The organism is Sagittula sp. S175, from assembly GCF_049800975.1.
Classification (GTDB): Bacteria; Pseudomonadota; Alphaproteobacteria; order Rhodobacterales; family Rhodobacteraceae; genus Sagittula.
Genome location: NZ_JBNAGB010000029.1, coordinates 1 through 20,386, shown reverse-complemented (window position 1 = coordinate 20,386; position 20,386 = coordinate 1). Strand labels below are relative to the sequence as shown.

Genomic DNA, 20,386 nt, shown 5'->3' with positions numbered 1-20,386 from the left:
GGGTGCTGAACAAACACCTGTACCCAATGCAACGACGAGCGCAAACGCGCGGTCAGTTGTCCTTGACCAGAACCGGTCCGGTCCGCGGCTCGGACGTGCGTCCGGGTGCTGCGTGGCGCTCGCGGGCACCCTCGACAAGCGGGATGCTGGCGGTCGTGCAGCCCATGTCGGCAAGGAAGCTGACAAGGCCGACGATGGTCTTGAAATCGCGCAGCTTGAGGACGCTGCGGCTGGTGACGAGCATCTTGTCGTCCCCTCCATCCGGGGCAACCGCCCGGATGACCCAGGTGCCGTACCAGCTGTTGTGGCGCTTCTCGGCGCCTTCCTTGCAGACCACCTCGATGAGATAGCCTTGGGCCAAGAGGCCGCGCAGCCCGTCTTCTGTAACCACATTCGGTGCTTCTTCTATCATGGCCTTCCCTTGGGTCCTTCTTCTGCCTGGGTGCAGTCTCGGGCCCACGGGGTCGCAACACCGCGGGCGATACAAGACAACATGAACGATAGCAAGACAATAATAACGTGTTGACGAAGTTCGCCTTGCTCCGATAACGGTGATAGCCGACAGAATGATAATCTTAAAGGCGGCAAAGGAGTTTTGCCCTGCGGTTGTTTATTGCGCGCAACGCACCGTTGCTGTTCGCGCTCCTGCTTGGAAGCATGCCGGTAGCCGCGGCTGCGGATTGCGTACCTCCCGAACGACCGTTCTTGCCTCAGTCGCGAGAAGACATTCGTGCCTATGCCGATCTGCTGCGTTCTGATTTCGAGGGCTACATCGCCGACATTCAGGAGTATTTCCGCTGTCTTGATGCCGAGCGCGCCCGCGCGTTTCAGGAGGCGCGCGAGGTCAGTGAAGACTATGGAAGACTGGTCGAGCTATTGGACTGAGCAAACGCATGGGCTTAACCGCCGTCGAGATCCTCGTAGTAGACGAGCGCGGGCATGTTGCGGCGCTGATGCACGATGCGCAGGATGACTGCCGCGCCATCCGCCGCATGGAGCCGCTTGTAGAAGATCACGTGTCGCTGGCAATTGACGGACCGCATCCCCGGGACAAAGAGACTCCTGTCCCGGCCCGCGTCGGGATCCCCGGTGATCCGCTCGAAGGCGGTGACCAACTGGCGGTAATAGACGAGCCATTGGTCCCTGCCCCATGTCTCGACGGTGTAGGTGCGTATCTCTTCGAGGTCGGACTTGGCCTGTCCGGAAAGCCGAATCGTCATGCGGGTCAGCGATCAAACGCATCCGGTTCGAAGGCTTGGGCATCGAAGTCGGCGAAGTCCCCATTTTCGGCCAGGGTGGCTGCCATCTCGAGATCGGCTTTGAGGGCGTAGAACTGCCTTGCGCCATCCTTCTCCATCAGCATCCTTACGCCGGCGCGCACGACTTCGCTCAGATTGGCGTAGGCGCCAGACTCGATCTGCGCCTGCACATATTTCTGCATCGGTTCGGTCAGGTGGACGTTTGGCATCAGACTCTCCTCATTATGCTCAATCGTATCAGATACTGACATAACTATTCAAGCTCATGTTCGATCCCAACTTAGTCCCCAAAATAGGCTCGCAGCCCCCTCCCGTCCTTCTGCCCCGGATTCCAGCCGGAGCGCCGGGCCCTACAGTTTTCCGACACTGCCCTTCCCGGGACCATGAGCGCTGCGACACGCCGTTTGACGGGCTCATGCGCTCTGTTCTTCCGTGACCGCTTTCGTGGCCGCATTGGAACGCTACATTTACATTTGGTAACAAGTGTTTGTTCGGTAAATGACGTGAAAGGGGGCCGCAATTTTGGCCGCATTCAAGACGCCACAAGAGCCCAAACCGGCGTCAGATCTTGGAAGCCGGCACGCGACACAAGCGAACAATCGCAGGTCACTATCAATCAAATTCCCTTGCTATCATTAACGTTGTTTCGTATCGCTGCACCATTATAGATGGAGTCGGCATCATGAAGCTCGTGATCCACAGCGTGGCAACAGCCACGGCACTAAGCATATCCGGACTAATGGCCTCGTCAGGTCCGGCTCAGGCCTATCAGGTGGACTGTGCAATCCTCCTCTGCCTTGCGGGCGGCTGGCCTGCCTCCGCGCCCTGCGCACATGCTAGAGCGGTCTTCATTCGGCGGATCACACCATGGCCGATCGAGCCACCCTTACAAATCTGGCGGTGTCCGATGGGTGTGTCGTTCAACGATCCCAGCCCCATGTCGCCCATGGGACGCCTTTATGACATCACGTTCCGCGATCCGCCCGAACCGCAGGAATCGACTCCGATACCCCTTGTTCGCGTCCAAGCGGACGAACAAGCCGACATCGACATCTCGGGCGACGCCTTTGACTTCGTTCGGAGCATTCGCGTGTATCACATCCAGTACCGCCAGCACGAAAACCGAGATGGCGACTGCAATCGCAGCGACTCGACGCGATTGGGGTCCTACGGCGTGCAGGGCGACTACCGATGGACAAGATCCACCGTGGGCCAGGTGCCAGCCGCATCAGGCCTGAGCATCCCAAATGGATGTGGCAGCTACTTTTACCGTTCCGTCTTCGTCGACTGGCGTGATCACGCCGGGAACTATGGTTCTGAAGAAGTTCGCTACTGACAATATCTGCGCGCGGTTTTGCCGCGCGCGCCATCTCAACCCCGCACGGGAGGCTGTGCAAAACCCCTGAAAAGGAGACGACGCCAGACCGTGAAGCCTGACGCCGTGCTAGAAAACTCCGTGAACAAGAGTTTCCTAGCGCACCGCCAAAACACCCGCAACCAGCAAAGTTGTTTTGCTGGCGAGAATGTTGTTGTCTCACGACATGGCGTCGGATCTCCAAGGAGACCTCGACCATGGAACCTACGACCGGCCTGATCCTGCGACGGATCACGCAGACAAATCTCTCTATTGCAGCGCACAAGCTGGCCACCCTCATCCTTGATGCCATCGCCTGGAAGGATGGCTACAACGGTTTGTCGCGCGGAACGGCAGCCTTCACCCTCTCTGCCCTGGCGGAGAAGATGGGTGTCTCACGACAATATCTTTCGGTTCTTTTGAGCGAACTTGAGACGTCGGAGTTGCAGCTCGAGCGGGCGAAGCCTAACGGCAAATTCGCGCCCTGGATCTTTCGGTTTTCAGCCTTCGACGAGGAGAGTGAAACCCATGATCTCGTGTCAGGTGAAGGCGACACATCACTATCTAGAGATAATAATAACAAAACTATCTTCTCAGGGCTGATCGAAATCACCGCGAGTTCGAACGTTTTCCAGACCAGTTGGGCAGAGCTAATCAAAGCAGCGAAGGCCACGTTGCCCTGCTGGAACATCGACACCCAGATCATCTGGGATCGCTTCCTCGCCTTCAACCGGTCCCGAGGCAACGGAAAGGTGCCAGCCGGCTTCCTGCTTGGCTTCATGCGCCGATGGCGAAATTCGTCGGGAACTCCAACTCGTCCCGCGGTCAAGCCGCCCGCGAGACCAATAACGGACCCCAAAGAGCGCGAATTGCTGAGACAGATGCAAGCCGCACCAACTGCGAACCGCCAGTTCCACGCGTCCGACTTGTGTCGCTTGATCGGACACGCTGCCTACGAAGCGCGTGTACTCGATGTGATCCATAAGTTTGGGTGTCAGAGGTTTTCAGCAACGTTGGCGGTGCACGGACGAGCGGTGTTGGCAGGGGAAATTTCCAGGTAGGTTCGCTTGGCAGGCGTTGGAGGCGGGAAACCCCGCTACAGGCGTCAAGATCCGATAGTGAAGTTTATGTTAAATTTCGAAGAATTCAGCGCGTAGGGACTTATTATGCAGCCTAAAGTCGACATCAAACTGCATCGGATTGTTTCATCCGAGCAGACAAATGTTGCTGACTACATTTAGATCGTTCCGTTCCTCCATTAATCGTGAAGCATCTGATGTGATGTCAATTTCCAGGCCAGAGTCCTTTTCTTGCAGAATCGCTGGCTACCCGTCACGCGCCCACGCAATTGCGGACTCGGTATCGCTGGATTCGAACCACTGCATCTCGGAGCCCGTCAATAGGTTGACCACCCGTGCGCCCCATTCCATCCATCTGCGTTCTCCGACAACCGCTATGCGACCGAAATCGTTCGCGTGGGCGGTGTCGACCTTCAGATCTTCTAGCATCGCCGAAGGCTCTTCGTAGCCCTCGAAACTTGTAAGGTCGAGAACCAGACCCGGATTATCGGTTGTTCCAAGACGCTCATGAAGCAGCGCGTGCATTTGCTTGAATTCTGTCTCCGTCAACTTGCCTTCGCAGACGAGCCCGATGACATCATCACGCTCGGTCAGCGTTTCCTTGAACATTGGTCTTCTCCTTTTCACTTGCGTTGCCGTGACCGTAGAGATCGGCGTTCTGATGAGCGCGATCCTCGTGCTCGAATTCGAGGCTGGAATGGCTGATGCCGAATTCTTCCTTCAGCCGCTCCTTGATCGCGCTCTTGATCTCTTCGATCTTCGACCATCCCTCGGCTGCCACGACGACATGACAGTCGAGCGCAGCCTCGTGCTCTTGCATTTGCCAGAGATGGACGTGGTGGACGTCGGCGACGCCTTCGACTTTCCGCATCGCTTCGACGACGGCCTCGTTGTCGATGTCCGGCGGGCTCCCGAGCATCAGGGTTCGGATTGGGCCGCCTATTTCAGTGAAAGACAGATACAGGATGTAGGTCGCGATGCCGATGGTGATGGCAGGATCGACCCAACGCATGTCGTAAAGGATGATCAGCGACCCAGCGACGATAACCGCGACCGAAGCAAGCGCATCCGAAAGGTTGTGGAGAAAAAGCGCACGGATGTTCACGCTCCCCTTCTGCATCGAATAGGTCAGCATTGCGGTCAGCGTGTCGACCACAAGCGCGATTCCACCGAGAATGACGACGGTCCACCCCATGACTTCGGGTGGATCAATCATGCGCATGCCACCTTCGTAGATCAGATAGAAGCCGATCACGATGAGGGTGGTGTAGTTGATCAGGGCCGCGACGATTTCGACCCGGCCATAGCCGAAGGTCATGCGCTCATCGGCCGGGCGGCGCGCGATCTTGCGTGCGGCAAAGGCAATGACAAGCGAGGCCATATCGGAAAAGTTGTGCAGCGCATCGGCGATCAGTGCCAGGCTGCCCGACAATATGCCCCCGACGATTTGCGCAACGGTAAGAAGCCCGTTCGCCCAGATCGCGATGGCAACCCGCCGATCGCCAGAATCCGGATCGATATGCGCGTGCCCGTGGTCATGTGGCATTGCCAGGCTCCTCATGCGCGTGTGTCGCGCGTCGGTCAGTCTTGAGGCGGTCGCTGCGGAAACCACGAACGCGCGCATTCATCCAGTGGCGTATGATATGACGGTAAAGGGCACCACGCAGCCATCCAAAGGATTGCTCATGGGAAAAATAGAAGGCGTCCGGCGTATCAAACACGCCGAAATCCTGCACGATGCCGGTTTTCTGAATGTAGGTATCTTCTCCGTTCCAGGCGACGGGAGGCGCGCCAAGGCAATCCGTGCCCGCGCCATAACCGCAGAGACTGTCCGTGTCCGAGAAAGACGTTTGCAGGACTTTGAGGAAAGCGTCATCCAGGATGAAGCCTTCAAGGTTGATCCAGGCACCTTGAAATTCGATCTCGACCCATGAGTGGAGAATTTCCTGCGGAGCAAGCGGATACACCAGCTCAGGGACAACACCGCGCTGCAAGCCTTTATGGATAGTAAACCCATGCAACCGGCAACGAATGCCGACACCACGCAGCAGCGCCATCAAGAGCGTGCCTTTGGTATTGCACTGCCCGTAGCCGTCGGAAAGCACTTCGGATGCGGGGATGTCGTCGGCTCGATTGTATCCGAACGCGATTTCATTCCGAACGAAATCATAGGCAGCTCCGATCCGATCGTATTCGGATAAGCCGCGCCAGCCGCGGGTCTCAATTAGATGCGCAAGAGGCGCGGCGTCAAAATCCAGTAGTTTGGTGGGTGCAAGTAGGGGGTCGGTCATCTGCAACGGAGTCGCTCCTCGAATCGTCTTGGAACAAACCTAATTGCTATAGTCACTATAGCTTCAACCCTTTCTTCAGAAAGAATCTCCCGCAACTATTTGCCCGTGTGAACCGCTTTGTGGTGTTCGCCATGTGCGTCGCGTAGAATATCGATACCGCCCCAGGCCGCGATCCCGGCGACAATCACGCCGACGACGAGGTCCGGCCAGTTGGTTCCTAGCCAGGCGACGAGGCCACCGGCCACGACGATACCGAGGTTCGCGGCGAAATCGTTGTAACTGAAGGTGTTGGCCGCGCGGATGTTGACGTCCGGATTTTTGAGCTTAGCGAGCAGCCAAACGCAGACTGCGTTGATAGCCGCCGCGATCAGGGCCATTGCAATCATGATCGTCCCGAGCGGATCTGACCCACCGATGTAGCGGCGCCACGCATCGTAGAGGATGCCTGCAGCGAACAGGATCAGCAGCCCGCCGGAAACGTTCGCCGCCCCGCGTTTCCATTTGGCGGATCGGGACAAAGCGAAAAGGCTGATCGCGTAGACGAAGCTGTCGGAGAGGTTATCGAGCCCGTTGGCGATCAGGGCACTTGAGTCGCCGAAGGCGCCTGTTGCGAAAAAGGCCACGGCCAAACCGATATTGAGCGCCAGAACGATCCAAAGCGTCCGTCTCTCCATTGAATCTTGTCTAGCGGCCATTTTGTGGTTCCAGCTTGTGTTGTACGACACATTAACTTCTGCGGCTGATCTGCGTTCCAGCCGGAATGTTGGCTGAATTCCTTCAGGCCCCGATTTCCTCGTGCTCGGTCAGGCATTCCGAATGGTCCCGCAACACCTCAAGCACCTTGCAATCTCCCGTCCGCCCGCCGCTGCATTCGTGAACCATGCGTTTCAGTTCCGTGCGCAGCGCCTTCAGGCGGGCCATGCGCTGCTCCACCTGTTTGAGCTGGCGACGCGCGATGGCATCAGCTTCATCACAGGGCCGATTGGGATGGTCGCTGAGGTCGAGCAGCTCGCGGATCGCATCGAGCGAGAAGCCGAGTTGCCGCGAGTGGCGGATGAAGGACAGTCGATCAAGCTGTGCATTGTCGTAGCGCCTCTGTCCGCCTTCGGTCCTGCCAGGTTCGGGCATGAGTCCGATCTGTTCGTAGTACCGGATGGTCTGCACTTTTGTGCCAGTCTTCTTTGACAGAGTACCGATCGTGAGCATTTTCGCCTCCATGAAAAAGATACAGTTTGTGTAGGTTTTGCCGTCGGAATAAACAAGTGTCGGATTCACAGACGCGTGAGTTCAAGCTATACCATGATTTCGTGCTTGAACCTCTAGCAGCTAGAGGATGTATCCGCACAGGCAATAAGAATCAAAATCAGGCGAACAGGATTGTCCCTTACATCGGCACAGAAGTTTCTTTGGGTTTTGGCAGGCGTGGCAGCGCTTGCCTTCATATGGCTTTTGCTATGGTCCGATTATCGTGCCGATAGCGCCCGAACCGACGCCGAACCGCCTTTTTTCGCTGAGTTCGAACTGACGGACCACCAGGGTATGGTTCGAACCGAGGAGGACTTTGCGGGGCGCTGGATGCTGGTTTTTTTCGGCTTTACCAACTGCCCCGACGTCTGCCCGACGACCCTATCCGAGGTCGCGGCGGTGATGGACGGTCTGGGCGACGATGCCGCCAAGGTCCAGCCGATTTTCATAACAATCGACCCTGAACGAGACACGCCCGCAGCACTCGCCGAATACGTCCCGCTGTTCGATGCGGGCTTCATCGGGCTGACCGGCACGCCGGAACAGATCGCCGCCACATCCGAGACCTTTCCGATCTTCTTCGAACGCGTCGAAGAGGCTGCGGCGCCGGATGGTTACACGATGGGCCACACGTCGCATCTGTTCCTCTTCGATCCCGACGCGGGCTTCGCCGACTCGTGGCCCTACGGCACCTCCGCCGAAGAGATCCTCGCCGATCTGGAAGAGAGGATCTGACCGACATGAACCGTATGTCCGGAGAAACAGCCCTCGGGCTGGCGTGGATCATCGCGCTCGTCGCCTCGCTTGCCGTGCTTTTCATCGGCGAGGTGCTGGGGCAGACGCCCTGTGTGCTGTGCTGGTTCCAGCGCGCCTTCATGTTCCCCTTGGCCATTGTCCTCGGGCTCGGCCTTTGGTGGCGGGACGGCCGCGTGGGGCGCTACGGCATCGCATTGGCGCTTGGCGGCGGCGCAATCGCCCTCTGGCACATGGGGCTGTACGTCGGTCTTGTTCCCGAACGCGTCCAGCCCTGCACGGCCACCGGCCCCTCTTGCACCGATGACAACCAACTGGTCGTCGGCATCCCTATCCCGCTGATGGCGCTCGCCGCCTTCGCGCTGATCGGGGCGCTGTCGGCCCTTTCATTGAAGGACACACGAACATGAATCGACGCGGCCTGATCCTGTCCGTTCTTGCCCTCGGCGCCGCCGGTTTCGGCGGAGCCACCTGGTTTGCAATCCGCCCCGGCCCAGTGGCCGAAGCGGAGCCCGTTGCTCCGGAACTTGCGGAGGCGATGATCCGCCCCTACTCGCCCATCCTCGGGCCTGCGGATGCGCCCGTCACGATCGTCGAATTCTTCGATCCGGCCTGCGAGGCCTGTCGCGCCTTTCATCCCATCGTGAAGGACATCATGGCCGAGCATGGGGAAGCTGTCCGCGTCGTGATCCGCTACACGCCCTTCCACGGCGCGGCATCCGAGGAAGCCATCCGCGTGCTCGAGGCGGCGCGCATGCAGGACGTTTACGTGCCGGTGCTCGAGGCCGTTCTGCGGGAACAGCCGAGATGGGCGTCGCACGGTGCCCCGGCGCCTGGCCTGATCCTTCAGATCGCCGCCACGGCCGGACTCGATGCCGAAGCCGCGCGCACGCAAATGCTGGCACCCGGTGTCGTGGCGATCCTTAACCAGGATCGTGCTGACGTCGAGGCCGTGGGAATTCGCCAGACGCCCACATTCTTTGTGAACGGCAAGCCGCTCGATCCATTCGGGGAGGCAGAGTTGCGTCGTCTGGTGGCCGCCGAAGTCGCTGCCGCGCAAAGCTGAATGGAAAGGGCAGGATCAGAACGATGAAAAAGTATATTTTGACTGGCACACTGGCCGCGCTTTTGACCCTTGGAGGGCTCTCGGTGCCCGCGCTGGCCGGACCCGAGGATGTTGTCGTCGAGAACGCGTGGTCCCGCGCCTCCATCGGGATGAACCGTCCCGGGGCCGCTTACATGACGATCCGCAACACTGGCGACGAGCCGGTGACGCTGATCGGCCTTACAACACCGCTCGCGATGATGCCCGAAATCCACGAGACGAAGACCAATGCCGAAGGTGTGAGCTCCATGAGCCCGGCGGGGGAGATCGTGATCGCCCCGGGCGAGAGCATCGCGCTCGAACCGGGGGGCCTGCACGCAATGCTGATGCGGCTGCAAGAACCAATGACGGAAGGGGACACTTTTCCGCTGACCCTGCTTTTCGACGACGGAGGCGAAGTGACGGTCGAGGTGCCGATCCTTGGAATCGCCGCGCGGGGGCCAGAGGACTGATGCGGCGACGGGCGATCCTGGGGTACGGCGCGGCTGGTGTCGGGGCGGTCGCCCTGATGCTCTTCGTCGGTTGGTGGCAGGTCGATGGACCCGGTGGACCGGAACCTGTCGGGCAGCGGCCTGTGGCCCTGACCGAGATGGATTTCCGTCTGACGGATCATGAGGGCAACGCGGTCGGGCCAGAAACCCTGATCGGCCGCCCGACGATGGCGTTCTTCGGCTTCACCTACTGTCCCGATGTCTGCCCGACCACGCTCTCGGACATTTCGGGATGGCTCGATGATCTGGGAGACGAGGCCGACGAGATGAACGTGGTTTTCATCACGGTCGATCCCGAGCGCGACACTGTCGAAACGATGGCCGAATATGTCGGCTACTTCCATCCGGCGATCCGCGGCTGGACGGGACCGGAAGAGCAGATAGCGCGCGTCGCGGACGGCTTCCGCGCCACCTACGAAAGGGTGCCGACGGAGAGCGGCGATTACACGATGAACCACAGCGCGAGCGTCTTCCTGTTCGCAGCCTCTGGGCGGTTCGTCACCATGATCGACTATCACGAACCCAGAGAATTCGCGGTGCCGAAAATTCGCCGCGCGCTGGAAGAAGAAACGGAGGGGGCGACATGAGGCTCAGAACTATGGCGGCTTGTGTCGCAATTGCGGGGATGGTTTTGGGAGCGGCTATCGCCCTCTCTGATTTCATGTCGAAAGAACCCGTGCCGCCGGAACTTGCCTCGGCAGGTAAATGGATGCCCCAAGGTCCTGAAGCTCCCCAAAACGTTGACATCCTCGTGACGCTGCCCGCGACGGCATGGGCAGAAGATGCACCCGACCTCGGCCCCCTGCCCCTTCTGCAGGTCGCGTTTGCCGACAGGCCCGTGCAGGCGATCGAGCCACCCCTGTCGACATGGTCGCGCAACATTGCACCTGGCGAAACGCTCGATTTCTTGCTGTCTGAAGCTGGTCTTGCGGCACCTGACAGAGCCGAAGTTGCCCTCGCGCTTGGCGCGGAATACGATCTGCGACGGCTGCGGCCGGGGCACTCGGTCACTGTTGCTTCGACCATGGACGGCAGCCCCCGCACCGTCTCACTCGCCGTCGAGGACGGGGTTCGGATCGAGGTGGTTTTCGGCGAGCAGTTGTCCACACAGGTCGTGGCTCCGGATCCGGAGATCGTAACCCTTGCCGGCGAAGCCGTGATCGACAGCTCGATCTTCGCGGCACTCGACGAAGCCGGCATACCCGCCCGTTTTTCCGTGGACCTTGCGCAGATGCTGGGTGGGACCGTGGATTTCCGCCGCGAGATGGCCGGTGGCGAAACACTAAGGCTTCTCTGGCGTGAGGCGCGGGTCGGAGAGGACAGGATCGGACAGCCCGAACTCGCCTTCGCCGCACTGGAGATCGGCGGTTCGCTTTACGAGATCGTATGGCCGGACGACGGCAGCGGTCAGGCGACGATCTACGTCGATGGCGAGGTGCTGCGCGTCTTCGCACAGCCGGTCGAGGGTGCGCGCCTCAGCTCGGTGTTCGGACGCCGCACGCATCCGGTCTTTGGCAACGTCCGGATGCACACCGGCGTCGATTTCGCAGCGGCACGTGGGACACCGGTTCAATCGACGGCACCGGGGCGGGTTAGTTTCATTGGCTGGCGCGGTGGCTATGGCCGTGTGGTCGAAATCTCGCACGGCTCCGACACCATGACGCGCTACGCGCATCTGAGCGCCGTGCCGGAAGACCTGGCACAAGGCCAACGCGTTGCGGCGGGAGATGTGATCGGCCGCGTCGGCGCGACTGGCACGGCGACAGGTCCGAACCTGCACTACGAAGTCCTCGTGGATGGGCGCCCGACTGACCCCCTCACTGACGACCGGCTCGCCGAAGCAGCCGAGAGCGAAGCGGATGATACCGCCGCGCTCTCGCGTCTGGCCGAGGCGCGCGCGCTTCTGAATGAAAACCTCGGCAGCGAGATTGCCGAAACGACAACCGAAAGGCTCTGACCCATGAAACGCATGACCCAAGCTCTGGCAATCACCCTCGCCCTGTTACCAGCGGCCCAGGTTCTCGCAGAGGCAACGGCGATCGAGGTCCGCAAGACGAACGGTTGCGGCTGTTGCCTGTCTTGGATGAACCATCTCGAAGAAAACGGGTTTGCGCCGACGGGCGAGAACATGTTCGGTGGGTCGCTGGTTCGCTTCAAGCTCGACAACGGCGTGCCGCAGCGCATGGTCTCCTGCCACACCGCGCTCATTGATGGCTACGTGATCGAAGGCCATGTCCCGGCCGGTGACATCCGCCGCCTTCTCGATGAGCGCCCGGACGCCGTCGGCCTCGCCGTTCCGGCGATGCCCTATGGTTCGCCCGGCATGGGGCCAGAAGACGACCGCGAGGCCTATGATGTCTTCCTCATCCGCAAGGACGGGTCGACGGAAGTCTTTTCGAGCTACGCCGAAGGATAATCTGGCCCGCCCATGGAAAATCTGTCTCCGATAATGCTTGGCTTTCTCGGAAGTCTCGCCGCCGGTTCGCTCACGGCAGTCGGAGCAGTTCCCGTGCTGTTTGGGCGCATCCCGTCCCGGGCCACGCGCGATCTGTCGCTCGGCTTCGCCGCCGGTGTCATGCTGTCAGCCTCGTTCTTTTCGCTGATCATCCCGGCATTGAATGCGGCAGAGCCAATGTTCGAGAACGGCGCGATGCCTGCGGCCATCGTGTGCGTCTCGATCCTTCTGGGAATGGGGGCTGTCGCCCTGATGAACGAAAAGCTGCCGCACGAGCACTTCAAGACAGGACGCGAAGGGCCCGAAGCGGCGTCTTTGCGGCGGGTCTGGCTGTTCATCATCGCAATCACGATCCACAACTTCCCCGAAGGCCTTGCGGTTGGGGTCGGCTTCGGATCCGGAGGTATGGAGGGCGGTCTGCCTCTTGCTGTCGGAATCGGGCTTCAGAATGCGCCCGAAGGATTGGCCGTCGCTGTATCTCTGCTGGGCGAGGGATATCCGAAGCTGCGCGCCTGGGGCATCGCGGCGCTGACGGGCATGGTCGAGCCGATTGGCGGCCTGCTCGGGGCCGGGATCATCACACTGTCGGAACCGCTGCTTCCATGGGGTCTGGCCTTTGCCGCGGGCGCAATGCTCTACGTTATCAGCCACGAAATCATCCCCGAAACCCATCGCAGCGGCCATCAGAACAGGGCGACGCTCGGTCTCGCAGTCGGGCTCGTTCTAATGCTGTTCCTTGATGTCTGGTTGGGATGAGGCAATGTCACTAAACAAGGTATCTCCGATGATCGGCGTCTTCGCAGCACTTGCTGCGTTCGCGATCGATCAGATCACCAAAGCCATTGTCGTTGCGAATGCCGTCACTTTAAGCGCCGGGATTCCCGTGTTTCCGGGATTCAACCTCGTCTTTTATCGTAATGACGGCGTGACTTTCGGGATGTTGGGCGGCGCGCCGTGGTGGAGCCTCATCGCTCTCGCTCTTGCCATCTGTGTTTGGCTGGGGGTTATGCTGTTTCGCGCCGACAATGCGGTGGAAACGCTTGCCTATGGCGCGATCATTGGCGGAGCCCTGGGCAATGTCATCGATCGTGTGCGGTATCGGGCTGTAACAGACTTTCTCGATTTCTACATTGGCACAACACATTGGCCTGCCTTCAACTTGGCCGATGTATTTGTCGTCAGTGGCGTGGGGCTCTTGCTCGCCGCGCCATGGATCAGCGCGCGGCGTTCGATCAAGTCGTGAAGCCGGAAATTCTGAACCGCATCGCTCTGCGCCACCGTTTGCTTTCGCGGGTGACGCTTGGTTTCGTCGCCGGGGCGCTGACCGTTCTGACTTTCCCGCCTTTCTCGATTCTCCTGCTCGTTCCCGTTGTCTATTCCGCGTTGTTTGTCGGTCTTCGCGGTCTCTCCTTCGGGCGTGCTTTTCTCGTCGGCTGGGCGTTCGGACTCGGCCAGTTCGGTTTCGGGATTTCATGGATCGCGGAGAGTTTCTACGTCGAGGCCGAGCGGTTTGGGGCGATGGCGATCCCGGCCGTCGCGGGATTGTCCGCAGGTCTCGCGATTTTCCCGGCCATTGCCGCTGTGCTCTTCGCCGAAATCGCGCGGCGCGGAGCCCTGGGCAATCTCCTGGCCTGCCTCCTGTTCGCGACCTTCTGGACCGTGGCCGAGTGGTTGCGTGGTCACGTTCTGACAGGTTTTCCGTGGATCCTCGCCAGCTACGCTCTGGTCGATTACGCCGCTTTGCGCCAGCCCGCCGCGTGGGTCGGAAGCTATGGGCTAAGCTTTCTCACCGTGTTCGTCGCGGCACTTCCCGTCGCGGCTGTCATGGCGTCCGGGCGGCAACGACTGACCATCTCGCTCATGGCGCTGGCCGGCATCGCGACGATGTGGGCCGTCGGCACACTTCGCCTCCAGTCGGATACAGAACAGCCACCCGGTGTGGAGCTGCGCATCGTCCAGGGCAACGTTCCCCAAGAGGAGAAATGGGCGCCCGAGAACCGCGAGGCAACCTTCGCGCGTTATCTTGAGCTTTCAACCCAGCCCGGCGATTTCGACGTTCTTCTCTGGCCGGAAACCGCCTTTCCGGGTTTCCTCGATGAGGATACGGAGGCACGGGCCCGCATTGCCGCAGCGCTACCAGACGGCAGAGTGCTGCTTACCGGTGTGCCGGACCGTGTACCGAGCGAGGATGGCACCCGATATTTCAACACGGTCCAGGCATTTGACGAGACCGGCGAGATCCTGACCGGATACGCGAAACACCATCTCGTGCCCTTCGGCGAATATGTGCCATTCCGCGGCTGGTTGCCCATCGAGCGGCTCACGGCGGGTCTGGGCGATTTTACGCCCGGACCGGGCCCGAGAACGCTTGCGCTTCCGGGTGTGCCGCTGGTCGCCGTGGCGATCTGCTATGAGATCATCTTCCCAGGGCATGTGGTCGACGACCTGTTCCGGCCGGACTGGATTTTCAACGCGACAAACGATGCCTGGTTTGGCACCAGCATCGGACCCGAGCAGCATCTGGCTTCCGCACGTATGCGCGCCGTAGAGGAAGGCCTTCCAGTCATCCGAGCCGCGAATACGGGCATCTCTGCGGTCATCGACGCGAGCGGAGAGATCGTTGCGCGGCTCGATACCGGCGAAACGGGCATCATCGACGCTAGCCTGCCCTCCGCGCGACCGCCGACACTCTACGCGAGCTTCGGGGACTGGATGCTGTTGGCGCTCATCTTGGCTTCGTGGAGCTGGGCAATGGCGCCAATGCGACGGCTCACTACCGCCGCATGAGAAAGACCGTCATGCAAAGATGTGGATAGGTGTCCCGTCCTTCACCATTGCATAGATGTCCTCGATCTCCCGATCCGTGACCGCGATGCAGCCAGCTGTCCAGTCGCGGACATTTGTCGGGTCGATGCCGGGGCGTGGGCCACCATGGATGAAGATGTCGCCGCCGGGGGAAAGGCCCTGCGCTTCGGCAAAGGCGATGTCGGCCTCGTTCGGATAAGAGATGCCAATCGAAAGATGGTAGGTGCTGTTGGGGTTTCGCCTGTCGATTGTGTAAACTCCTTCCGGAGTCCGGCCATCCCCCTCGAATTGTTTGTGACCCTCAGGAGCGAAACCCAGCCCGACCGGATAGGTTTGCAAGACGCGATCGGCTCCGTCGAGAACAAGCAAGCGCTGTCCCTTGTAAAGCCGAACACGGGTGACTTCGGGTCCGTCATAGCTGCGGAACTTGCTGGCACACCCGGACAGAAACGCTACCAGCCCGCCCAACAGGACGGCGCGGCGGGGAAATTGGATGGTTTTCACTGCTCGATGCCTCTTTCGTGAGGTCTGTTATGGACATTACGTTACCTTGCAAATGCTGCGTGATCAATGTCCGTGGGCAAGCGCGGCCTTTGCCATCTGTGGGCCAACCTGCTCACCGCCGGACGGCGGCGCCTTGGCCTCTTGGCTGTTCAGCAGGCGCAGGGCATTGGCCACCACCAGCAATGACACTCCTACGTCGGCTGCAATCGCGCCCCACATCGATGCCAGTCCGAACGCGGTAGCGACAACGAAAACGCCCTTGGTCGCCAAGGAAATACCGATGTTCTGATGAATGATCGACATTGTCCGGCGCGAATGACCGATCAGCCAAGGCACCTTGCCGAGATCGTCGGTCATCAGGGCTATATCCGCCGTCTCGATTGCCGCGTCCGAACCAACGGCACCCATTGCGATGGCGTAATGCGCGCGCGCCATGGCCGGGGCGTCGTTGACCCCGTCGCCGATCATGGCCACCATGTCATGCGTTTCGACCAGTTCTTCGATGGCAGTCACCTTGTCTTCGGGCAGAAGCTCGGCACGGACCTCGTCGATGCCGACCTCGGCTGCAACAGCGCGCGCTGTCCGCTCGTTATCACCGGTCAGCATGACGATGGTCTTCACACCCTGCGCGTGAAGCTGCGCCACGATGCCTTTGGCATCCGGGCGGATACGGTCGCGCAATTCCAAGATGCCGGTGACACCGGTGTCGTCGCCCACGGCAACAAGGGTGCTGCCAGCCCCTTCGATGCGGTCGCGCAAATCCTTCGGAATGGCGTCGCCGAAACCCTTCTCCTCGGCAAACCGGTCCGACCCCAGCCAGATCGACCGGCCGTCTGTGCGTCCTTCAAGTCCCCTGCCCGGAACGGTTCGGGTATCTTCCGCGGCGGATACCTTGATGCCGTCGGCTTCTGCCCGCGCAAGAATGGCGCGCGCCAAGGGATGCGAGGAACGTGCCTCCAGCCCAGCGGCGAGGGTCATCAGATCTTGCGCCGATGCTTTGCCCAGCGGATGCACCGCCGCCACCTCGGGCTCGCCCATGGTGATCGTGCCGGTCTTGTCCATGGCCAGTGCAGTGGTCTTGCCGGGTGCCTCAACATATGCACCGCCCTTGATCAGCACCCCGGCCCGCGCTGAGGCGGTGAGTGCAGCGACGATGGAGACCGGTGTCGAGATGACCAGAGCGCATGGGCAAGCGATCACCAGCAGCACGAGCGCATTGTAGAACCAATAACCCCAGGCCCCCCCGAAAATGAGCGGCGGCAGCAGGGCAATTGCAATGGCGAGAGCCATGACGATAGGCGTATAGATGCGGGCGAATTTCGCCACCCACTGCTCCACCGGCGCGCGGCGGGCATGGGCGTCGCCGACCATGCGGATAATCTTGGCCAACACGGTGTCCGAGGCGGCCTTCGTGGCGCGCACCGTCAGTGTGCCTTCGCCGTTGATCGTACCGGCATAGACTTCGTCGCCCCGTTCCTTTGGGACCAGCGCACTCTCTCCGGTGATCGGCGCCTGATCGACGGCCCCTGCCCCATCGACAACCTCACCATCCAATGGGATGCGGTCTCCGCCGCGCACGATGAAACGTGCGTTGATAGCAACCGCAGAAGCCGGAACGTCCGCTTCCGAGCCGTCATCATGAAGAACTCTTGCCGTCGGCGGCGCGAGGTCGAGCAGAGCTGAAACCGCATTCCTCGCACGCCCGACGCTCCAGCTTTCGAGGTAGAGCGAGAGCGAAAAGAAGAACGCGACTGTCGCCGCCTCGAAAAATTCGCCAAGCCCGATGGCACCGGCCACGGCGACCACCATGAGCAGGTTCATGTCGGGCGACAGCCGCCGAGCGGACGACCATGCCTTGGGTGCCACGAGCCAGACACCGAACAGGATCGCAACCGCGAACAGCCCTGCCTCGACCAGTGGCATCGGCGCTTCGCCGTGACCCGCGAAGAGGCCGAGCGCCCCGCCCATGCCGGTCTCGATGATGTGCCACAGAAATCCTGCGGCCCAGAAGCCTCCACTGAGCGCCGTAAACAGCCGCTGTCTTGCAAGATGGGCCGCCTGGTCGACCGACGCGTTCTCGGCATCCCAAGGCTTGGCGGTCATGCCGGTGCTTGCGACCAGTTCTGCAATTTCGCCGTCCGATAAACTCTTGGCGCTGTCGAGAATAGTCATCCGCCCATTGATCACGTCGAACGCGAGATGCTCGGCCCCGCCGATCTTCGGGCCGACCACCTTGTTCAGGATTGCTACCTCCTCGGCGCAATCGAGGCCGGACACCTGAAAACTGCGCCCGCCCGATGGCGCGGGCGTCGTCGGAACGATGTCGCCGCACGTTCCGGCGCCCCCGCAGCAGCTGCCGCCGCTTGTCTGGGCATCTTCGGCGTGATCGTGGTCGTGACGATGGGTGTCGGACGGCATGAATGGACCTCTGGATTCGGGTGCTTTACCATGGCATAACCCCTACAGTAGCTAGAGCTTCAAGAGCAAAATACGGTGGTATTTCAGTTTGTTTTATTGCTAGAGGATGCGGCGATCGGCTCCATCACGCCTTGAGGCATGAAAAGCCGATGCAAAGAAAAACAGACACGAAAGGAAGCTTGATGCGGGTTTTGATGCTGAAGCAAAAAATAATTGTTGCAGTGGCGCTGTCTCTTACGGCCGGGTGCGCAATCCAGCCGACTGGACCGGGCGACTCGGCAGACCGGCGGGGCAACGTTCCCGAAGCCGTGATTGCAATGGCTGCCCCGGATCAGGATGTTGCAACCGCGCGCTTGGTGCCCGAGGACGGGTGCTACTGGTACGAACACAGCGGCCCCGTTGAAACGACCTTGCTGCCGCTGCGCACGGCGAACGGCAACCCTATCTGCGTCGCGCGGGAAGTGTGACGACGACCCGCACGTCACATCAATGCGCTGAGAGTTAATTACCTCATTCAACTTCTCGCGGTAACGCTGTCCTCAGCCGAATAAAGATGTGCTGTCGATCCGATCTCGACGTTCGGATAAAGCTCGTTGATGTGTGCCATAACCATCCGCACGCAACCCGAACTCGCACGACCGCCGATGCTTCTCGGATAGGGTGTGCCGTGTATCCGAAGATAGGTGTCGCGATCACCGACATAGAGATAGAGCGCCCGTGACCCGAGAGCGTTTTCCGGCCCTGGTTCCATCCCATCGGCCCATTGTGCGTTCACGGGATCGCGTTCGATCATGTTTTGTGTTGGCGTCCAGTGCGGCCACCTGACCTTGCGCTTGATGTTATAAACACCCGGCTCGTAGAGGTTGCCCCGCGCGATCGCCACGCCGTAGCGCATCGCGGTTCCACCCTCCTCAATGTGGTAGAGATACCGCGCGACCGCATCGACATGGATGTCTCCCGGCACGAGGCCGTTTTTCGCGTCCACACGCTGAGGCAAGAAACGTGGGTGTAGTCCCCAAGGGTTTGACGTGGCCGGATCGAAGCCGGGCGGGCTGACTTGCGCGTCCCATTCAGCCTTCTGCGCCTCGGTGGGCCAGCTATCGGCAAACACAGGGTTGGCCACAGTCGCCGAAAAGAGCGCTGTTGTCGTTTGAATAAAGTGTCGTCTTGTCAGCATGTCGTACCCTTTCGGTTCCCACCGGCGATCAATGGCAAGAACGATATAAATTCTCGTCGACTAGATAGGACTTCTAGTGGCTAGAGGTTCAAGGGTAAATTTTCGTGAACGCTTGCACGCGACCCTGGTAGCACATGCTTGCCTTGCGGGCGGGTTAACGGCCAACTAGGTCAGGTCCGAATTAGCGTGGTAAAGCGGGAGTCAGGGGGCGGAGTAGGACAGATTTGCCGAATTGGTCCCCCGGTGGATCGGTTTTGGTCGAAAGATACTAGAGATATGCTCGAAAGTTGGTGACGCTTGATCAGGCGGCAGCTTGAATGTGGCGGACGCCGTCGCGGAACTCAACCCCGCTGATGACCTCTGGCAGGCGGTTCCGGCCGTCGAGCCTCCGCCATTTCTTCTGCGCCGACATCATCAGCCGGAAGGCCATGGCGAGCCCGGTCTTTCGGCTCAGGCAGCCCTTGGTTCGCCGGGTGCGGTGCCGGACGGTGGCGAAGGTGCTCTCGATCGGATTTGACGTCCGGATATGTTTCCAGTGCTCGGCCGGATAGTCGTAGAGGGTCAGCAGCGCGTCCCGGTCCTTGACCAGCTTGGCCACCGCCTTGTCCCATTTCACACCGTAGGTTTCGACGAAGAAGTTGAAGGCGACGTTGGCTTCGGCCTTTGTCCCGGCCTGCCAGATGTCGTGCAGGTGTCCTTTGGCCCTGGCCTGCGCCGATTTCGGCAGCGCGTTCAGCACGTTCATGGTCTTGTGCAGCCAGCACCGCTGCTCCTGCGTCGTGGGGAAGACTTCGCGCAGGGCCGTCCAGAAGCCGAGGGCACCGTCGCCGATCGCGAGCTTGGGATCCTGCGTGAGGCCGCGCCGCTTGAGATCGAGCAGCACCTCGCGCCAGCTCTGGGTGCTCTCGCGGAAGCCGTCGGTCATGGCCAGCAGTTCCTTCCGGCCGTATTCATCCGCCCCGACGATGACCAGAACGCATTGCTTTTCCTCGGCCATGCGCGGCTTGAAGTAGACACCGTCGGCCCAGATGTAGAGGAACCGCCGGGTTCCGAGGTCGCGCTTCTCCCAAGCCTCGTATTCGGACCACCAGTTGGCTTTCAGGCGGGTGACGGTCTTGGCCGACAGGCCCTTGGCGTCCGGCCCCAGAAGGGCGGCCAGCGCCTCGCCGAAATCGCCGGTGGAGACCCCCTTGAGGTAGAGCCAGGGCAGCAGTTCCTCGACCGATTTGGCCTTGCGCAGGTAGCGCGGCAGGATGCTGGGCGTGAAGGAGATCCTCTCCGTTCCCGGCTTGCGATCCCGCACCCGCGGCACCTTCACGGCGACCGGACCGATCCCGGTCAGGATTTCGCGCTCCGGCAAATGTCCGTGCCGCACCAGCCTGGCCCGGCCGTCATCGAGCCTTTCCTCAGCGAACGCGGCGAGGAGCGTTGCCAGCTCGGCCTCAACCGC

Annotated in this window: 26 protein-coding genes; 14 read left to right on the top strand and 12 right to left on the bottom strand. The window is 60.6% G+C overall.

Annotation, left to right across the window (positions count from 1 at the left end):
- Window positions 1–52: 52 nt before the first annotated feature.
- Window positions 53–412: a hypothetical protein gene (locus ACP16H_RS23495; protein ID WP_132952059.1), complete on the bottom strand. Its 360-nt coding sequence runs from the start codon at window positions 410–412 to the stop codon at window positions 53–55.
- Window positions 413–657: 245 nt separating this feature from the next.
- On the opposite strand from ACP16H_RS23495, the gene ACP16H_RS23490 reads away from it, so the two are divergent.
- On the top strand, window positions 658–885 hold the full coding sequence (locus ACP16H_RS23490) for a hypothetical protein (protein ID WP_149884511.1): 228 nt from the start codon (window positions 658–660) through the stop codon (window positions 883–885).
- A 14-nt stretch (window positions 886–899) separates the two neighbouring features.
- Here the strand turns inward: ACP16H_RS23490 and ACP16H_RS23485 are convergent, their stop codons facing one another.
- Both ACP16H_RS23485 and ACP16H_RS23480 read right to left on the bottom strand, forming a co-directional pair.
- Window positions 900–1,220, bottom strand: a complete 321-nt coding sequence (locus tag ACP16H_RS23485; RefSeq protein ID WP_149884507.1) for a type II toxin-antitoxin system RelE/ParE family toxin — start codon at window positions 1,218–1,220, stop codon at window positions 900–902.
- Window positions 1,221–1,225: 5 nt separating this feature from the next.
- Window positions 1,226–1,468 (bottom strand): type II toxin-antitoxin system ParD family antitoxin, encoded by a 243-nt coding sequence (locus ACP16H_RS23480; RefSeq protein WP_149884506.1) that lies wholly within the window; start codon window positions 1,466–1,468, stop codon window positions 1,226–1,228.
- Window positions 1,469–1,941: 473 nt separating this feature from the next.
- Here ACP16H_RS23480 and ACP16H_RS23475 point away from each other — a divergent pair, with 473 nt between their 5' ends.
- Entirely contained in the window at window positions 1,942–2,595 is a 654-nt protein-coding gene (locus tag ACP16H_RS23475) for a hypothetical protein (RefSeq protein WP_321186097.1), read from the top strand.
- A 236-nt stretch (window positions 2,596–2,831) separates the two neighbouring features.
- Window positions 2,832–3,674: a hypothetical protein gene (locus ACP16H_RS23470; protein ID WP_149884505.1), complete on the top strand. Its 843-nt coding sequence runs from the start codon at window positions 2,832–2,834 to the stop codon at window positions 3,672–3,674.
- Between the two features lie 264 nt (window positions 3,675–3,938).
- Here the strand turns inward: ACP16H_RS23470 and ACP16H_RS23465 are convergent, their stop codons facing one another.
- From ACP16H_RS23465 to ACP16H_RS23445, 5 genes are all read right to left on the bottom strand, one after another.
- Complete coding sequence (locus ACP16H_RS23465; RefSeq protein ID WP_119400696.1) at window positions 3,939–4,301, bottom strand: STAS/SEC14 domain-containing protein; 363 nt, start codon at window positions 4,299–4,301, stop codon at window positions 3,939–3,941.
- Window positions 4,273–5,238: a cation diffusion facilitator family transporter gene (locus ACP16H_RS23460; protein WP_010138164.1), complete on the bottom strand. Its 966-nt coding sequence runs from the start codon at window positions 5,236–5,238 to the stop codon at window positions 4,273–4,275. The genes ACP16H_RS23465 and ACP16H_RS23460 overlap by 29 nt, the downstream gene beginning before the upstream one ends.
- Window positions 5,228–5,983 (bottom strand): transglutaminase-like domain-containing protein, encoded by a 756-nt coding sequence (locus ACP16H_RS23455; protein WP_425074651.1) that lies wholly within the window; start codon window positions 5,981–5,983, stop codon window positions 5,228–5,230. The genes ACP16H_RS23460 and ACP16H_RS23455 overlap by 11 nt, the downstream gene beginning before the upstream one ends.
- Window positions 5,984–6,078: 95 nt before the next feature.
- Window positions 6,079–6,657 carry a cation transporter gene (locus tag ACP16H_RS23450; protein WP_043772518.1) on the bottom strand — a complete coding sequence of 193 codons (579 nt, stop codon included), beginning with the start codon at window positions 6,655–6,657 and terminating at the stop codon, window positions 6,079–6,081.
- A gap of 103 nt (window positions 6,658–6,760) precedes the next feature.
- Window positions 6,761–7,189, bottom strand: a complete 429-nt coding sequence (locus ACP16H_RS23445; protein WP_013959865.1) for a MerR family transcriptional regulator — start codon at window positions 7,187–7,189, stop codon at window positions 6,761–6,763.
- Window positions 7,190–7,396: 207 nt separating this feature from the next.
- Between ACP16H_RS23445 and ACP16H_RS23440 the strand changes: the two genes are divergently transcribed.
- The 10 genes from ACP16H_RS23440 to lnt are packed head-to-tail and all read left to right on the top strand — an operon-like array spanning window position 7,397 to window position 14,819.
- Complete coding sequence (locus ACP16H_RS23440; RefSeq protein WP_095587676.1) at window positions 7,397–7,963, top strand: SCO family protein; 567 nt, start codon at window positions 7,397–7,399, stop codon at window positions 7,961–7,963.
- 5 nt (window positions 7,964–7,968) lie between these two features.
- Window positions 7,969–8,391, top strand: coding sequence for a disulfide bond formation protein B (locus ACP16H_RS23435; protein ID WP_043772523.1), 423 nt, complete (start codon window positions 7,969–7,971; stop codon window positions 8,389–8,391).
- Window positions 8,388–9,047, top strand: coding sequence for a DsbA family protein (locus tag ACP16H_RS23430; RefSeq protein WP_018001721.1), 660 nt, complete (start codon window positions 8,388–8,390; stop codon window positions 9,045–9,047). The genes ACP16H_RS23435 and ACP16H_RS23430 overlap by 4 nt, the downstream gene beginning before the upstream one ends.
- A gap of 23 nt (window positions 9,048–9,070) precedes the next feature.
- On the top strand, window positions 9,071–9,538 hold the full coding sequence (locus ACP16H_RS23425; RefSeq protein WP_076367368.1) for a copper chaperone PCu(A)C: 468 nt from the start codon (window positions 9,071–9,073) through the stop codon (window positions 9,536–9,538).
- Window positions 9,538–10,164 (top strand): SCO family protein, encoded by a 627-nt coding sequence (locus ACP16H_RS23420; protein ID WP_076367370.1) that lies wholly within the window; start codon window positions 9,538–9,540, stop codon window positions 10,162–10,164. Before ACP16H_RS23425 ends, ACP16H_RS23420 begins: the two co-directional genes overlap by 1 nt.
- On the top strand, window positions 10,161–11,534 hold the full coding sequence (locus ACP16H_RS23415; RefSeq protein ID WP_076367372.1) for a M23 family metallopeptidase: 1,374 nt from the start codon (window positions 10,161–10,163) through the stop codon (window positions 11,532–11,534). Before ACP16H_RS23420 ends, ACP16H_RS23415 begins: the two co-directional genes overlap by 4 nt.
- A 3-nt stretch (window positions 11,535–11,537) precedes the next feature.
- Window positions 11,538–11,993, top strand: coding sequence for a DUF411 domain-containing protein (locus ACP16H_RS23410; RefSeq protein WP_425074642.1), 456 nt, complete (start codon window positions 11,538–11,540; stop codon window positions 11,991–11,993).
- A 12-nt stretch (window positions 11,994–12,005) separates the two neighbouring features.
- Window positions 12,006–12,788, top strand: a complete 783-nt coding sequence (locus ACP16H_RS23405) for a ZIP family metal transporter (RefSeq protein WP_009573592.1) — start codon at window positions 12,006–12,008, stop codon at window positions 12,786–12,788.
- A gap of 28 nt (window positions 12,789–12,816) precedes the next feature.
- Complete coding sequence (gene lspA, locus ACP16H_RS23400; RefSeq protein ID WP_076367376.1) at window positions 12,817–13,275, top strand: signal peptidase II; 459 nt, start codon at window positions 12,817–12,819, stop codon at window positions 13,273–13,275.
- Window positions 13,242–14,819: an apolipoprotein N-acyltransferase gene (gene lnt / locus ACP16H_RS23395; RefSeq protein WP_076367378.1), complete on the top strand. Its 1,578-nt coding sequence runs from the start codon at window positions 13,242–13,244 to the stop codon at window positions 14,817–14,819. The genes lspA and lnt overlap by 34 nt, the downstream gene beginning before the upstream one ends.
- Before the next feature lie 9 nt (window positions 14,820–14,828).
- On the opposite strand, the gene ACP16H_RS23390 is transcribed toward lnt, so the two are convergent.
- Window positions 14,829–15,341 carry a L,D-transpeptidase family protein gene (locus tag ACP16H_RS23390; protein WP_425074641.1) on the bottom strand — a complete coding sequence of 171 codons (513 nt, stop codon included), beginning with the start codon at window positions 15,339–15,341 and terminating at the stop codon, window positions 14,829–14,831.
- A gap of 63 nt (window positions 15,342–15,404) precedes the next feature.
- The gene (locus ACP16H_RS23385) at window positions 15,405–17,759 is read right to left on the bottom strand and encodes a heavy metal translocating P-type ATPase (RefSeq protein ID WP_425074640.1); all 2,355 of its coding nucleotides are present in this window, start codon (window positions 17,757–17,759) and stop codon (window positions 15,405–15,407) included.
- 182 nt (window positions 17,760–17,941) lie between these two features.
- On the opposite strand from ACP16H_RS23385, the gene ACP16H_RS23380 reads away from it, so the two are divergent.
- On the top strand, window positions 17,942–18,226 hold the full coding sequence (locus ACP16H_RS23380) for a hypothetical protein (RefSeq protein ID WP_010138178.1): 285 nt from the start codon (window positions 17,942–17,944) through the stop codon (window positions 18,224–18,226).
- 47 nt (window positions 18,227–18,273) lie between these two features.
- On the opposite strand, the gene ACP16H_RS23375 is transcribed toward ACP16H_RS23380, so the two are convergent.
- Window positions 18,274–18,936, bottom strand: coding sequence for a L,D-transpeptidase (locus tag ACP16H_RS23375; RefSeq protein ID WP_071167357.1), 663 nt, complete (start codon window positions 18,934–18,936; stop codon window positions 18,274–18,276).
- A gap of 301 nt (window positions 18,937–19,237) precedes the next feature.
- Window positions 19,238–20,386, bottom strand: a 1,149-nt coding sequence (locus ACP16H_RS23370; protein WP_425074639.1) for an IS256 family transposase, incomplete at its 5' end; no start/stop codon positions are given.